Below are 14,317 nucleotides of genomic sequence, written 5' to 3'. Positions count from 1 at the left end.
CCCCTCTTATTTACAAAAATCGGACGAAAAAGCTTAAAATAATGGAAACAGCACCAATTCCAATCGCCCAAGCACCTAACGTTTCTGCTCCTCGACGGCGGGCGATAAATCCGAAAATAATGCCAGCTGCTCCCATAATGACTGGCATAAGAAAAAGGGAAACAACCGATAAAGCAAGCGCAAGCCAGCCGACGCCACGACCGTTTTCTTCATGCCTTACCTCCCGATCAGAAAATCGAATCGGTTCAGCAATTTCACCTGCTGTTTCTTCCATAAAATCTCTTTCAACATTTGGAACAGTGTCGATTCGTGCATTGTCGTACGATTGTTGCTGACGTTCATTGTCCATGACAATTCCCTCGCTTTCGTAAAATGAGGAGCACTATTATTATGTAATAAGCGATACGTCATTATAGATGTTACTTTATGTCAATGTTATAATGGGCAAGAAACCCCATCATAGAAAGGATGAACAAACATGATCAAGCGACGATTTGGCATCGATATTGATGGAACAGTCACATGTCCAAGCACATTTATCCCATACTTAAACAAGTCGTTCCAAAAAAATTTAACGCTCGATGATATTACCGATTACGATTTAGTCCCTTTTTTAGATACGACGGAAGAAATATTAAATGAATGGATGGAGCGATATGAACCAATCATTTATAGTGAGGCCCCTCTTGCGAATGGAGCGTTAGAGGTCATTAATAGCTGGAAAGATGAGTATGAGCTATATTACATTAGTGCACGAGGTCGCCACTTATATGAAGTCACAGAAAAATGGTTTCAACAATACGGTGTTCATTATCATCATATTGAGCTTATCGGTTCGCACAATAAAATTGAAGCCGTAAAAAAATATAAAATCGACATTTTTTTTGAAGATAAATACGATAACGCTTGCGACATTGCGGAACAATGCCTTATTCCCGTCATTTTATTTGATACCCCGTACAATCGTGGTCCACTACCAAAAGGCGTCATTCGTGTGTACAATTGGCATGAGGCGAAACAACAAGTAGAAAAATTACTTACAACAACAAGCTGACATTACACGTCAGCTTGTTGTTGGCACATCGGGCACGTTCCGTACACTTCAAATTTATGTCCTGATATAGTGTATCCTTGTAAATCTTCCATTAATTCGTTCATCGGACAAGTCACAAGCTCTTTCGTTTTACCACACGACATGCAAATAAAATGATGATGGTGATGGTGCATATTACATGTAAACCGAAAGTGCTTTTCCCCAGATAGCTCCGTCATTTCTAAAATTCCGAGTTCAACAAATAGTGCCAAGTTGCGATAAACCGTATCAAAACTAAGTCCCGGATACCTCTCTTTCATCACATCCAGCACATCTTTTGCAGTTAAATATTTATCTGTTTTTGCGAACAGCTCAAGCATTTCTTCGCGCTTTCCTGTATACTTAAATCCCTTCTCTTTCATTAACCGTAGCGCTTCAGAAACGTTCACGCTTTGTCATCCTCTCTTCCATTTTTTCCACATGATCGCCCCAATTAATATACAAACTGCTAATAAAACGATTGTTCCACCAGGAGCTAAATTCAAATAATAAGAAAGAAACAATCCGACAATAACCGCAAGCTCCCCGAATATAACAGACAACCATAGCGCTTGTTTAAATCCTTTCGCTATTCGAATGCTTGCAGCAACAGGAAGCGTCATGAGTGACGAAACAAGCAAAATGCCGACAATTCGCATTGACGCAGCAATGACAAGAGCTACTAACACAATGAAAACAAAATGGAGCGATTTTACTTTCACTCCCGATGCTTGCGCATATTCTTCGTCGAATGATAAAATAAACCACTCTTTATAAAACAGAAAAATGACAGTAAGCACGATGAAAAAAATGATGCTAATCGTCCATACGTCCGTTGTGCTGACTGCACTGACGCTTCCAAATAAATATGAAAACAAATCGGTATTAAAGCCATCCGCAAGTGAAATAAAAATGACACTTAAACCGATGCCTCCTGATAAAATGATTGGAATCGCTAATTCTTGATAATGCTTATATACCGTACGCAACTTTTCAATAAATAACGAACCTACGACAGAAAATGCCATCCCAATATAAATCGGGTTTAATGTCGCAAACGTTAAAAATTTTTTTTGTACAAGTAAGCTGGCTGCAATTCCCGCAAGTGTTACGTGGCTTAATGCATCAGCAATAAGCGATAGCCTTCTGACGACAATGAACACACCTAAAAGAGGGGCGATAAATCCGATCAATATACCAACAATAAACGCGTTTTGTAAAAACTCATATTGAAACAATGCCTCTAGCATATCCCCTCTCCTTTCTATGCGTGATCGTGAGCAAGTAAATGAAGATGATGCCCGTAAAACGATGCTAAATCTTCTGTTTTCAGCTGAGCGAACTGTTGCACACTGCCATGGAAATGTAAATGTTTGTTTAAACATGCGACATGTGTCACTTTTTCTGTAATCGTTCCAATATCGTGTGTCACAAGGAGTAATGTCATGTGATGTTGCTTATTTAACCGCTCAAGCATGTCGTAAAAACTTTGTACATGATGCACATCGACCCCGACAGTCGGTTCATCTAAAATTAAAAACTCTGGTTGCGACACGATGGCGCGAGCGATAAATACACGCTGTTGTTGACCGCCCGAAAGTTCCCCGATATTACGACGAATAAACGGGCCCATGCCAACCGCATCGATCGCTTCATATACCGCTTTTTCATCGCGTTTGTTTAATCGTCGAAATAAACCTAACTTTCCTGTTAAGCCGCTTGCGACAACTTCATACACGGTCGCGGGAAATCCAGTATTAAAACTATTTGCTTTTTGAGATACAAAACCGATTTTATGCCAATCTTTAAACTGCTCAATTGGTGTGCCAAATAAAAAAATTTGTCCTGTTTGTGGTTTTAGCAACCGTAAAATACATTTTAACAATGTCGATTTTCCTGAGCCATTTGGCCCAACTAAACCGACGAACGCACCTTTTGGAATGTGAAAATTGATATGTTGCAATACATCTTCATCATCATATCGAAACGATACATTCTCAACACGTAAAATATCGTCCATCGTTTGACCACCTTAATTCAAAATGATTCCGATTCATAGTATAGCGCATTTATTGTCATTAATGAATAGCAGACTTGAATTTCGCTCCGCGTACTTCTTGCGTATTCATAATGGTAATAAAAGCATTTGGATCAATTTCGTATACAATCGACTTCAGCTTCGTCACTTCTAAGCGAGTAACGACAGCATAAATGACTTCTTTTTGCTCATCCGTATATCCGCCTTTCCCCATCAGCTTCGTTGTCCCGCGTCCGAGTCGATTTAAAATCGCATCTGATACTTCCTCATAACGGTCCGATACGATCAATACTGCTTTTGTTTCATCTAATCCTTGAATGACTGTATCAATTGTCTTGAAAGCGATATAATAAGTTAGAACAGAGTACATCGCCTGTTTCGGTCCGAATACAAACGCAGCCCAAGTAAAAATAAAAACGTTTGTAAACATAACAAATTCACCAACGGAAAACGGTAATTTTTTCGTCATTAAAATCCCTAAAATTTCTGTCCCATCTAATGAGCCACCATGGCGAATGACAAGTCCTACGCCTGCACCAAGAATAGCTCCGCCAAATACTGTCGCTAAAATGGAATCTGTTGTAAATGGAGATACATGGTGAAATAACCGTTCCATAACAGCTAACACAACGATGGAATACAAGGAGGAAAGCATAAACGTTTTTCCGATTTGTTTATAACCAAAATACATAAATGGTGTATTCAACAAAATAACAAGTGTAGCAAAGTTCAACCATGTGTAATTTGGAAGAATGCGATCAAGAATAAGGGAAATACCAATTACCCCACCATCAATAATTTCATTTGGCACTAAAAACAGCTCGATGGATAACGCTGCGAGCGTTGCACCAATTGTCATCATTACAAGACGATACAACAAATGACCAACTGTCTCTTTTCTATGTTGTCTTTTCACTCCAATCTCTCCCTTCATCTATTTTATTATATCATTGCACACCTTCCTTTTCCCATTCATATCGTAAACAAGGAGGGATGTGACGTGAATGTATATCATAAAATCGTTCAACATAAAATGAAATCCATCACCGCAAATGAGTTAATGACGTATGCAAAACAATATGACGTTTCGCTCTCGCCAAAAGATGCAGAAACGATTATTCAAATGATGCGCGAAAAGACACTTGATGTGTTTAATGAACAAGAAAGAAAAAAATGGATTCGCGAACTCGCCCATCGCACATCACCACAACTCGCTAAACAAGCCAATGACTTCATTCGCCAATTTATACAGTAAGAAGGCTGCCTACGGACAGCCTTCTTCTACTCAACAATTTTTTCGCGAACGTTCGGATCGAACTGTTGTGCACGCAACATGGCAATTTCGAATTTATATGGTGGCCTCGCAGACGCTTTCTCACCAACATACGGCGTTTCTAAAATTTTTGGCACATGCATAAGCTGCGGATGATGCACAATATAATTTAATGCGTCAAAACCGATATGACCAAAACCGATATTTTCATGACGGTCTTTGCGGCTTCCACACGGATTTTTACTGTCATTAATATGCAATACTTTGAGACGGTCAAGCCCAATGATGCGATCAAATTGCTCTAATACACCGTCAAAATCATTCACAATATCGTATCCCGCATCGTGCGTATGACACGTATCGAAACAGACAGACAATTTATCATTATGTGTCACACCATCAATGATTTTCGCTAACTCTTCAAAACGACTGCCACATTCCGATCCTTTTCCTGCCATCGTTTCTAAAGCAATTTGTACTTGTTGGTCAGTTGTCATCACTTCATTTAATCCTTCAATAATTTTTTCAATTCCTGCTTCAATGCCTGCCCCAACGTGCGCTCCAGGATGAAGGACAAGCTGCTTGGCACCAATCGCTTCCGTTCGTTCAATTTCCGAACGTAAAAAAGAAACGCCTAGAGAAAATGTATCGGCATTCATTGTATTACCGATATTAATGATGTACGGAGCATGTACGACGATTTCATCAATCCCATGTTCTTTCATATGGGCACGTCCTTTATCAATGTTTAGTTCTTCGATTGGTTTCCGTCTCGTGTTTTGTGGTGCTCCCGTATAAATCATAAAAGTATTTGCCCCATACGATACCGCTTCTTTACTCGCGGCCAACAGCATCTCTTTTCCGCTCATCGATACGTGTGAACCAATTTTTAACACACTCTTCTCTCCCTTATTTCTTTTTCGCTCTTTGTTTTTTTAATTGTTCTCGCAATTTTTTCTTATATCCCGGCTTTACTTTCTTTTGTTTTTTCGCTATTTTTTCAACGAGTTGCTCTACTTCATCAACTTTTTTCTCTTTTTTCCGTCCGTTCCATGCATCAAGTTCGATCCATTCGCCGTGGCGCAAATCACGATGGAGAAAATGAATGCCTTTCTTTTCTAACTTGACTAGCGCATGTTGATCTGATGACTCATAAATCGTTGCAGCAATGCCGGCATAACCTGCACGTCCTGTCCGACCAATGCGATGAACATAAAAATCTACGTCTGACGGCAATTCATAGTTAATGACGTGGCTGACGCCCTCAATATCAATTCCACGCGCCGCTAAATCCGTTGCAACAATATATTGAAATTGCAAATCACGAATCGCTTTCATCATTTTTTTCCGTTCACGTGGCGTTAAATCTCCATGTAACACGCCTACTTTTAATCCTTTATCAATTAAACCGTTTGCTACTTCGTCAGCTGCTTTTCTCGTATTTACAAACGCGATAGCTAAATATGGGTTGTAGGCAACTAATATATCATGTAAAAGTTGCAACCGATCACGATGACGAAGCGGAATTAAAATATGTTCAATCGTTGATGCTGCGACTTGTTTTGGTGCGATATGAATATGAGTCGGATTCTCCATATACTTTTTCAAAAACGGCTTTAACTTTTCTGGAATTGTTGCAGAAAAAACTAACATTTGTAAATCTTCAGGCATACGGCCTGCGATGCGATCAACATCTGCAATAAACCCCATATCGAGCATAACATCTGCTTCGTCAACGACGAGCATGCGGGCTGTATGGACAAATAACGCTTGTTCGCGAACGAGATCATCAATGCGCCCCGGTGTACCAATGACAAGATGAGGCTGTGTTTTCAGTTTTTCAATCGACCGTAACTTATCCGTTCCGCCAACAAAACATCGGGCTGTAATGCGGTGATCATTCGGACAAAATTTTACAATTTTTAATACCTCATGATAAATTTGTGTTGCCAATTCACGCGTTGGTGCAGTAATTACCGCTTGTACTTCGTCTACACGTGGATCAATACGCTGAATGATTGGCAATAAATAAGCATGTGTCTTCCCTGTTCCTGTTTGCGACTGGCCGATGACACTTTCACCACGCAACACAGCAGGAATGACACGCTCTTGAATAGGTGTCGGCTTATGAAACTTTAAATGTTGAATCGCCTCTATAATAAACGGATGAAACGGAAAACGTTCAAACATCGTTTCTCATCCCCTTTCTCATTCAATAAAAAATAGACCAGTTACATATTATATACGAACATAAACCGTTCATTCAACTATATGAGCTTTCTTGCATATCGTAATATAGATAAAATGAGCAAAAAGCTTTACCATGTAAAGAAAGGAGGAACTTCATTGCGACGTCCATTTATGTTTCCACCTTCGCGTCCACCGATACCACCCATGTGGCAACAACCAATGATGCGACAAGCACAAGGAGGCATGTTTTCGCGATTGTTCGGTAGCCAACTTCCTACACAAGCATTTGGTGCTGGTGGAGCATTGCCGAGTATTGATTCAATGTTAACAAATGTACAAAAAATGTTAAACATGGTTCAAACGATTACACCGATGGTACAACAATACGGTCCACTCATTAAAAGCGTGCCATCGATGATGCGAATTTTTCGTGAACTAAAACAAACTGACAATACAAACGAAACAACTAAAACGTCAAATGAAATAAGTGCGGCAACAACCGAAAAACAAACTGAACAGCAATCATCGAAAAAACAACGTCCTGTTCCAACAGCAAAAGAACGAAAACAAGAAAAAACGTATGAAAAAGGGAAATCCATTCCAAAACTATATATTTAACTTTTGTATGTTCGCTCCTTCTTTTATATAATGAATACGACAAACACGCCAAGAAGGAGCGATCCATTATGGAAGTCATTAAAATTACGCCACGCGGATATTGTTACGGAGTCGTTGATGCGATGGTTATCGCCCGCAACGCCGCGCTCGATCCGACGTTACCAAGACCGATCTACATTTTAGGCATGATCGTTCATAATAAACATGTAACCGATGCATTCGCTGAAGAAGGAATTATTACCCTCGACGGCCCGAATCGACTTGAAATTTTAGAAAGTATCGATCGTGGCACAGTCATTTTTACTGCCCACGGTGTTTCACCTGAGGTGAAACAGCGCGCAAGAGAAAAAGGACTTGTTACAATTGATGCCACATGCCCAGATGTCACGAAAACACATGATTTAATTCGCGAAAAAGTAGCGAACGGCTATGAAGTCATTTACATCGGAAAAAAAGGACATCCTGAACCTGAAGGAGCAATTGGCGTTGCACCACACGCTGTTCATTTAATTGAAAAACCTGAAGATGTAGAACAACTGAATATTCAATCGAAACACATTATTGTGACAAACCAAACGACGATGAGTCAATGGGATGTGGCACATATTATGGAAAAAGTAAAAGAAAAATATCCGCACGTCGAAATGCACCGTGAAATTTGCTTAGCGACCCAAGTACGGCAAGAAGCCGTTGCTGAACAAGCAAAAGAAGCAGATGTAACGATCGTTGTCGGTGATCCAAGAAGTAATAATTCCAATCGACTCGCACAAGTATCTGAAGAAATTGCCGGAACGAAAGCGTATCGTGTTGCAGACGTGACTGAAATCGACATCGAATGGATTAAAGACGCCAAAAAAGTCGCAGTGACTGCCGGCGCATCCACACCAACACCCATTACAAAAGAAGTCATCGACTTTTTAGAGCAGTTTGATCCGAACAATCCTGAAACATGGAAGCGTGAACGAAAAGTACCAATAACCAAAATTTTACCAAAAGTGAAAAAAAGAGGCGAATAAGCCTCTTTTTTATATGAACGTAAACGGCTCTGTGTTCGTTTGCGACACGTATATATCGACATCGAATTTTTGTTGTGCACACATCGTTTTTAATACGTTCGCCACTCCTTCTTTCATCACCTTTTCGACATGATGCCCCGGGTCAACGACATTTAAACCGAGCATTAACGCATCATGTGCGACATGATAATATAAGTCACCTGTTACGTACACATCGGCACCGCTCATTTTTGCTTCGTGAATATATTTATTTCCGTCACCACCAATGACTGCAACTTTACGAACACGACTCGCCAATTCACCAACGACACGAACAGCCGGTACATGCAATGATGTTTTCACATGTTCCGCAAATTGTTGCAACGTCATCTCTTCGCTTAATGTCCCGATTCGTCCGAGCCCATATGTCGTCCCTTTATTGTCAAGCGGATATACATCATACGCTACTTCTTCATACGGATGAGTTTGTAACATCGCTCGAATGACTTTTCGTTGCAAACGTGCAGGGACGATCGTTTCGATGCGTACTTCTTCTACTGTTTCTAACTTCCCTTGTTGACCGATAAACGGATTTGCTCCTTCTTCTGGTAAAAACGTACCTATGCCTTCGCTATTAAATGTACAATGGCTATAATTTCCGATATGTCCAGCACCGGCATCGCCCATTGCTTTGCGCACCGCATCTGCATGTGTGCGTGGCACATATACGACAAGCTTTTTCAACGGCTCTTCGTACGTTGGTACGAGAACATCAACATTTTGTAATTGCAGTGCCTCAGCGATCCAGTCGTTCACCCCGCCCTTAGCGATATCTAAATTCGTGTGCGCAGCGTAAATAGCAATGTTATGTTTGATACACTTTTCAATCATGCGACCATACGGCTGATCGGTAACAATATGTTTAAGCGGACGAAAAATCGGTGGATGATGCGCAATAATTAAATCAATTTCATGCACAATGGCTTCATCGACAACATGTTCTAATACGTCTAACGTAATCATGATGCGTCGAATTGGCTTGTTTAACGTACCGATTTGTAAACCGATTTTATCCCCTTCCATCGCCAAATGTTTTGGAGCAAACTGTTCGAACAGTTGAATCATTTCATATCCGTTTGGGGTTTTCATCTGTTTAAAGCCTCCTCTACCATATGCAATGTTTCAACAAATTGTTGTTTCTTTTTCATTGCTTCTTCTGTTTTTGCATGTTTCAGTTGCTCGATGACATCCCGCCAATGTTTCATTTCTAGCGCCCATTTTTTTTCAAACACGTCATTTCGCTCTTTCAATAAAAACGGACCGAGCAACAATTCGACATGGAGCTGCGTATATGGCCGATAAGGATTGCCACGCTCCGCAACGAGCACTTCATAAATTTGTCCATCTTCTTCTAAAATGCGTTCATCTATTAGCTCCCACTCATTTTCTAACAGCCATCGCCGTACAATATGCGCACCGACATTTGGTTGTAAAATGAGCCGCTTCACAGCTGTTAATTTTCCTTTTCCTGCTTCTAAAATGTTTGAGATGAGCGTACCCCCCATCCCGGCAATTGTGACACAATTTACCTCATTTGGCGCAACAACTTGTAGTCCGTCCCCTTTACGAACGGAAATGACACGAGAAAGTCCGCATTTTTCCACTTGTTGCTTTGCTGAACGAAACGGCCCATCCGCTACCTCACCCGCAATCGCTTTTGTTATGTATCCATGCAAATATGCATAGCATGGCAAATAAGCATGGTCTGAACCGATGTCTGCTAGTACGCTTCCTTTTGGAATGAATGAAACAACTGTTTGTAACCGTTTAGATAGCTGTAATTCGTTCAATGATAGTCACCACACTTTTTTCTTCAGTTTATCATGTTTTGCAAAAAACGAAAAATCCCTTCACCGAGGTAAAGGGACTTTTCTACTTCGTTTATTTCAATTCAGCAAGCCATTTTGCCATCTCTTCTGCTTGATCCGCAGGGACTAGTCCAGCTGGCATGCTTCCACGACCGTTTACTAATACATCTTTAATTTGATCAACAGATAGACGGTCACCTACACCTTTTAACGCTGGACCAACACCACCTTCATAGTTCGCACCATGACATGCTACACAGCTTTTTTTGTAAATGTCTTCTGGACCCGCAGCAGCTGTTTCTTCTGTCTTCGCGCCGCCTTCTTTCTCTTTCGCCACTTCTTTCATATCCCCGAGACCTTTTACAGACAGAAAGAAAATGAGGCCGATTCCCATTACCATAATGAGTGCAAATGGGATTAATGGATTACGATTCATACTTTACCCTCCCTTATGTAATAAAGCATGTTTTTCAAAATGAAAACGTTACAAACAATTTTATTGTACTTTAAATTCCCATAAAGGAAAAGCCCTGTATGTAAATTTTTTTAAATGAAAAATGAAGAAAAAAGAAGGATGATGCCGACAACACCCGAAATGACGAAATACATGAGTGAAAAACGCCAACCGATCAATAGCCAAACAAAGCAATTACATATTACTGTAATTGCTAATGCGGTCGTACTTCCCGAAAAATAAACATCGCATGCGCGGATCGAAAGTAAAAGAAGAGACAACGCGCCAACGATGAGAGAAATATGAGTGAGCATTTTATGTTGTGCAAAAAAACGGACGGTCATCAAACAAACTATGACAAAAAGTGACAAAATGAGCGTTTGCAAAACGAACGACAATTCAGTAAAATAAATGACAAGAAGGGCAAAAGGCAAAAAGATGCCGATCATCATCATCGTAAAACGAACAGCCCATGTCGGGACTTGCTTCGTCGGCTGACCAACATCGTTGTTATGATTCCCTTCTGTATACAACGCAAGCAAAAAATCACAATATTGTTCCGGCAACAATCGCGTTTGTTTCCAATATTTAATTTCGTTAATAATAATTTCTTTTCGTTTTTGTTCCATTGAATACGCATTCCTTCCTAAATAAAGAAATAGCTTACTTCTATTGTAAGAAGTAAACTATTTCTTGTAAACGGTTATTCTAAAAAGTCTTTTAGACGCTTGCTACGGCTTGGGTGACGCAGCTTCCGCAACGCTTTTGCTTCAATTTGGCGAATGCGCTCGCGCGTTACACCGAACACTTTTCCGACTTCTTCAAGCGTTCGTGTACGGCCGTCGTCAAGACCGAAACGAAGACGAAGAACATTTTCTTCCCGATCTGTTAGCGTATCTAACACGTCTTCAAGTTGCTCTTTCAGCAGTTCATACGCTGCATGTTCGGCTGGAGATGTCGCATCTTGGTCTTCAATAAAATCGCCTAAATGGGAGTCGTCTTCTTCACCAATCGGCGTTTCAAGCGATACAGGTTCTTGAGCAATTTTTAAAATTTCACGCACCTTTTCTGGCGTTAAATCCATCTCTTCTGCAATTTCTTCCGGAGATGGCTCGCGACCGAGATCTTGTAAAAGTTGCCGTTGAACGCGAATGAGCTTGTTAATCGTTTCAACCATGTGAACAGGAATGCGAATCGTACGTGCTTGGTCAGCAATCGCACGCGTAATCGCTTGTCGAATCCACCATGTTGCATATGTGCTAAATTTATATCCTTTGCGGTAATCAAATTTTTCGACGGCTTTAATTAAGCCCATATTGCCTTCTTGGATCAAGTCAAGAAAAAGCATGCCACGACCAACGTAACGTTTGGCGATGCTCACAACAAGGCGAAGGTTCGCTTCAGCAAGACGGCGCTTTGCTTCTTCGTCACCTTGTTCGATCCGTTTCGCTAACTCAATTTCTTCTTCTGCTGACAATAATGGAACGCGTCCAATTTCTTTTAAATACATACGAACAGGGTCGTTAATTTTTACACCTGGCGGAACGCTTAAATCGTTTAAATCGAACTCTTCGTCTTTCAAATCATCGAAGTCTGGATCTTCTAGATCCTCATCATCTAAATCGGACTCACCGACGACTTCGATACCTTGCTCACTTAAATATTCATAATATTCGTCCATTTGATCAGAATCGAGATCAAACGGTGATAATCGTTCTGCGATTTCTTCATAGGTAAGAACACCACGTTTTTTACCTAGTTCAATTAATTGCTCTTTCACTTGCTCTAACGTTAAATCGGAATGTGTTGACTTTTCAGCCATTTATTCCCCTCCTTCCAAAATGCAAAGACTTTCGCATTGCGATGATTTCGCTAGCAATGCGTTTGGCGCGCTCATAATCTTTTTGGCGTTCAGCTTCGCGCAACTGCGTTTCTTTTTGCTTAAGCAACTGTTCTTTCGGATAATTGAGCACGCATTGAATATAATCTTGTAACTCCGCTGATGAAATATCTTCGTTAATCAGCATCATCGACAGCTCTGTCACAATGCGTTTTAGTTGTGGATCATGAATGCGTTCAAGCAACGAGCTTACATCGGGTTCGTGTCCTTCTTCGTAAAATGCATATAAATAAGCGACAATAGCGCGGTGTTCCTCGATGTTAAATGCGCCTTCGATCGCCTCTTGCACAGTTAATGCGATCTCTTTATCGCGCAACATATGAGCAATTAACATCCGTTCTGCTTTTTGAAAAGCAGGTAACAATTTTGTCTTCGCAGGTAGAATGACTGTCTCGCGACGCTCATGTTTTTTCCGTTCCGTTTGTTGCTTTTTCCCATGAAGCGTCATTTGTTCACGTAACGCATCCATAGAAATCGAAAACTCATCCGCTAGTTGTCGCAAGTAATAGTCAGCTTCAATGGCATTAGATAAGCGACTAATTTCTTTGACTGCTTCTTCAATGTAACGAAGTCGCTCGCTTTCATTTTGTAAATGACGCCCGCGCTTCAAATATTCTAACTTAAATGCAGTAAGCGATAAGCTTGCATCAAGCACATGATGACGAAAGCGGTCGGCACCATATTTTCGCACATATTCATCAGGATCGAGCCCATCTGGTATCATCGCCACTTTGACATAACAGCCAGCCTCCATAAGCGTCTCTGAAGCTCTGAGCGCAGCGTCTATTCCAGCTCGGTCGCCATCGTAACAAACGATGACAGAAGATGCGTTTCGCCGTAGCATGCGCGCCTGTTCTTCTGATAAAGCCGTTCCCATCGTTGCTACCGCATGGGAAATGCCAGCTTGCACAGCGGCAATTACATCCGCAAAACCTTCAAACAACACTACTTGCTGTTTTTGGCGCATCGGCACGCGCGCCTCATGAAAATGATATAAAATGTTTCGTTTGTTGAAAATAGGTGTTTCAGGACTATTCAAGTACTTCGGATCTTCGTTTCCGAGCGCTCTCCCTGAGAACGCAACCGTTTCTCCGTGATGGTTATGGATTGGAAACATAATGCGATGACGAAAACGATCAAAATATGAGTCCTCTCCTGATTTTTTTACGATTAATCCTGCTTGCTCCATCAGAGAAAGCGAAAAACCTTTGTTTGTTAAAAATGTAACAGCTGCATTCCAAGATGGCAAAGCGTAGCCAATTTCAAACTGTTCGATGATTTCGCGCGTAAATCCCCGATGAAGTAAGTAGCTTAATGCTTCCTCTCCTTCATTTGTATGCATAAGCAAATGATGATAAAACTTTTTTAGCAGCTCATGCGCAGCAATCATCGTTGCTGTTTCTGTCCGCTCGGCTGTCGGATGATCATCAACGATGTGCGACAGATCTACATTTGCCCGCGGTGCCAATCGCTTCACTGCTTCTATGAATGTAATTCCTTCGATGTCCATCAAAAACGAAAACACATTTCCGCCTGCCCCACAGCCGAAACAGTGGTAAATTTGCTTTTCTGGTGAAACAGAAAAAGAAGGTGTTTTCTCTCCGTGGAAAGGACATAAACCAAAATAGTTGCGTCCTTGTTTTTTAAGCGAGACATACTGTTGGATGATGTCTACAATATCGACTGAGCGACGAATGTGCTCAACCGTTTCTTCAGGAATGCGTTGTCCCATATTTCAACAGCTCCAAACATATTTCGACAAAACGTGTGGCTTTGATCCAATTGTTTTGTATGTTTTTATTCTCCATTGCGCGAAACAATCCTTCTTTTTGAGAAAAAAATATTGTCGAAAATCCCGATGCATTGTCACTTGACAATTAGCTATAAATAGTTTATTCGTCCTATGTTC

At 40.8% G+C, this 14,317-nt stretch carries 17 protein-coding genes; 4 read left to right on the top strand and 13 right to left on the bottom strand.

All coding sequences use genetic code 11. From position 1 onward, the window contains the following. Positions 1-10 precede the first annotated feature (10 nt). A complete protein-coding gene (locus HNQ82_RS00445) occupies positions 11-349 on the bottom strand; it encodes a DUF4190 domain-containing protein (RefSeq protein ID WP_183246232.1) in 339 nt (112 codons plus the stop codon). 129 nt (positions 350-478) lie between these two features. Here HNQ82_RS00445 and HNQ82_RS00440 point away from each other — a divergent pair, with 129 nt between their 5' ends. Further along, entirely contained in the window at positions 479-1,054 is a 576-nt protein-coding gene (locus HNQ82_RS00440) for a 5' nucleotidase, NT5C type (protein WP_183246230.1), read from the top strand. Positions 1,055-1,056: 2 nt separating this feature from the next. Here the strand turns inward: HNQ82_RS00440 and HNQ82_RS00435 are convergent, their stop codons facing one another. From HNQ82_RS00435 to HNQ82_RS00420, 4 genes are read right to left on the bottom strand one after another with little or no spacing between them, the layout of a single operon-like run. Beyond that, complete coding sequence (locus HNQ82_RS00435; RefSeq protein WP_032100070.1) at positions 1,057-1,482, bottom strand: Fur family transcriptional regulator; 426 nt, start codon at positions 1,480-1,482, stop codon at positions 1,057-1,059. Between the two features lie 6 nt (positions 1,483-1,488). Then, on the bottom strand, positions 1,489-2,322 hold the full coding sequence (locus HNQ82_RS00430) for a metal ABC transporter permease (protein ID WP_183246227.1): 834 nt from the start codon (positions 2,320-2,322) through the stop codon (positions 1,489-1,491). 14 nt (positions 2,323-2,336) lie between these two features. Next, a complete protein-coding gene (locus tag HNQ82_RS00425) occupies positions 2,337-3,092 on the bottom strand; it encodes a metal ABC transporter ATP-binding protein (RefSeq protein ID WP_183246225.1) in 756 nt (251 codons plus the stop codon). Between the two features lie 58 nt (positions 3,093-3,150). Continuing rightward, complete coding sequence (locus HNQ82_RS00420) at positions 3,151-4,044, bottom strand: YitT family protein (protein WP_183246223.1); 894 nt, start codon at positions 4,042-4,044, stop codon at positions 3,151-3,153. Between the two features lie 66 nt (positions 4,045-4,110). Between HNQ82_RS00420 and HNQ82_RS14640 the strand changes: the two genes are divergently transcribed. Continuing rightward, positions 4,111-4,365: a DUF2624 family protein gene (locus HNQ82_RS14640; RefSeq protein WP_032100074.1), complete on the top strand. Its 255-nt coding sequence runs from the start codon at positions 4,111-4,113 to the stop codon at positions 4,363-4,365. A gap of 26 nt (positions 4,366-4,391) precedes the next feature. Here HNQ82_RS14640 and HNQ82_RS00410 read toward each other — a convergent pair whose 3' ends face one another. Both HNQ82_RS00410 and HNQ82_RS00405 read right to left on the bottom strand, forming a co-directional pair. Beyond that, entirely contained in the window at positions 4,392-5,279 is an 888-nt protein-coding gene (locus HNQ82_RS00410) for a deoxyribonuclease IV (protein ID WP_183246221.1), read from the bottom strand. A gap of 13 nt (positions 5,280-5,292) precedes the next feature. After that, positions 5,293-6,573, bottom strand: a complete 1,281-nt coding sequence (locus HNQ82_RS00405; protein WP_183246219.1) for a DEAD/DEAH box helicase — start codon at positions 6,571-6,573, stop codon at positions 5,293-5,295. A 156-nt stretch (positions 6,574-6,729) separates the two neighbouring features. Here HNQ82_RS00405 and vrrA point away from each other — a divergent pair, with 156 nt between their 5' ends. Both vrrA and HNQ82_RS00395 read left to right on the top strand, forming a co-directional pair. Continuing rightward, positions 6,730-7,191, top strand: a complete 462-nt coding sequence (vrrA, locus tag HNQ82_RS00400; RefSeq protein ID WP_183246217.1) for a VrrA/YqfQ family protein — start codon at positions 6,730-6,732, stop codon at positions 7,189-7,191. 68 nt (positions 7,192-7,259) lie between these two features. Further along, a complete protein-coding gene (locus HNQ82_RS00395) occupies positions 7,260-8,207 on the top strand; it encodes a 4-hydroxy-3-methylbut-2-enyl diphosphate reductase (RefSeq protein WP_183246215.1) in 948 nt (315 codons plus the stop codon). Positions 8,208-8,216: 9 nt separating this feature from the next. Here the strand turns inward: HNQ82_RS00395 and HNQ82_RS00390 are convergent, their stop codons facing one another. The 6 genes from HNQ82_RS00390 to dnaG form a co-directional block, all read right to left on the bottom strand. Then, positions 8,217-9,335 carry a Nif3-like dinuclear metal center hexameric protein gene (locus HNQ82_RS00390; protein WP_183246213.1) on the bottom strand — a complete coding sequence of 373 codons (1,119 nt, stop codon included), beginning with the start codon at positions 9,333-9,335 and terminating at the stop codon, positions 8,217-8,219. Continuing rightward, positions 9,332-10,036 carry a tRNA (adenine(22)-N(1))-methyltransferase gene (locus tag HNQ82_RS00385; protein ID WP_183246209.1) on the bottom strand — a complete coding sequence of 235 codons (705 nt, stop codon included), beginning with the start codon at positions 10,034-10,036 and terminating at the stop codon, positions 9,332-9,334. Before HNQ82_RS00385 ends, HNQ82_RS00390 begins: the two co-directional genes overlap by 4 nt. Before the next feature lie 91 nt (positions 10,037-10,127). Further along, complete coding sequence (gene cccA / locus HNQ82_RS00380) at positions 10,128-10,490, bottom strand: cytochrome c550 (protein ID WP_032100080.1); 363 nt, start codon at positions 10,488-10,490, stop codon at positions 10,128-10,130. A gap of 110 nt (positions 10,491-10,600) precedes the next feature. Further along, positions 10,601-11,137 (bottom strand): hypothetical protein, encoded by a 537-nt coding sequence (locus HNQ82_RS00375; protein WP_183246207.1) that lies wholly within the window; start codon positions 11,135-11,137, stop codon positions 10,601-10,603. 74 nt (positions 11,138-11,211) lie between these two features. After that, the gene (gene rpoD / locus HNQ82_RS00370; protein WP_183246205.1) at positions 11,212-12,330 is read right to left on the bottom strand and encodes an RNA polymerase sigma factor RpoD; all 1,119 of its coding nucleotides are present in this window, start codon (positions 12,328-12,330) and stop codon (positions 11,212-11,214) included. After that, positions 12,323-14,140 (bottom strand): DNA primase, encoded by a 1,818-nt coding sequence (gene dnaG, locus HNQ82_RS00365; protein ID WP_183246203.1) that lies wholly within the window; start codon positions 14,138-14,140, stop codon positions 12,323-12,325. Before dnaG ends, rpoD begins: the two co-directional genes overlap by 8 nt. Positions 14,141-14,317 lie beyond the last annotated feature (177 nt).

It is taken from the genome of Anoxybacillus tengchongensis, assembly GCF_014201585.1.
GTDB lineage: Bacteria > Bacillota > Bacilli > Bacillales > Anoxybacillaceae > Anoxybacillus > Anoxybacillus tengchongensis.
The sequence above is the reverse complement of the archived record's forward strand: the minus strand, read 5'-3'. Positions and strand labels throughout refer to the sequence as shown.

Excerpts from the sequence above, each read along its gene's own strand:
- rpoD (WP_183246205.1), bottom strand. The coding sequence starts at position 12,330 with ATGGCTGAAAAGTCAACACATTCCGATTTAACGTTAGAGCAAGTGAAA.
- HNQ82_RS00430 (WP_183246227.1), bottom strand. The coding sequence starts at position 2,322 with ATGCTAGAGGCATTGTTTCAATATGAGTTTTTACAAAACGCGTTTATT.
- HNQ82_RS00375 (WP_183246207.1), bottom strand. The coding sequence starts at position 11,137 with ATGGAACAAAAACGAAAAGAAATTATTATTAACGAAATTAAATATTGG.
- HNQ82_RS00405 (WP_183246219.1), bottom strand. The coding sequence starts at position 6,573 with ATGTTTGAACGTTTTCCGTTTCATCCGTTTATTATAGAGGCGATTCAA.
- HNQ82_RS00395 (WP_183246215.1), top strand. The coding sequence starts at position 7,260 with ATGGAAGTCATTAAAATTACGCCACGCGGATATTGTTACGGAGTCGTT.
- HNQ82_RS00425 (WP_183246225.1), bottom strand. The coding sequence starts at position 3,092 with ATGGACGATATTTTACGTGTTGAGAATGTATCGTTTCGATATGATGAT.
- HNQ82_RS00440 (WP_183246230.1), top strand. The coding sequence starts at position 479 with ATGATCAAGCGACGATTTGGCATCGATATTGATGGAACAGTCACATGT.
- cccA (WP_032100080.1), bottom strand. The coding sequence starts at position 10,490 with ATGAATCGTAATCCATTAATCCCATTTGCACTCATTATGGTAATGGGA.
- HNQ82_RS00420 (WP_183246223.1), bottom strand. The coding sequence starts at position 4,044 with ATGAAGGGAGAGATTGGAGTGAAAAGACAACATAGAAAAGAGACAGTT.
- HNQ82_RS00390 (WP_183246213.1), bottom strand. The coding sequence starts at position 9,335 with ATGAAAACCCCAAACGGATATGAAATGATTCAACTGTTCGAACAGTTT.
- HNQ82_RS00445 (WP_183246232.1), bottom strand. The coding sequence starts at position 349 with ATGGACAATGAACGTCAGCAACAATCGTACGACAATGCACGAATCGAC.
- dnaG (WP_183246203.1), bottom strand. The coding sequence starts at position 14,140 with ATGGGACAACGCATTCCTGAAGAAACGGTTGAGCACATTCGTCGCTCA.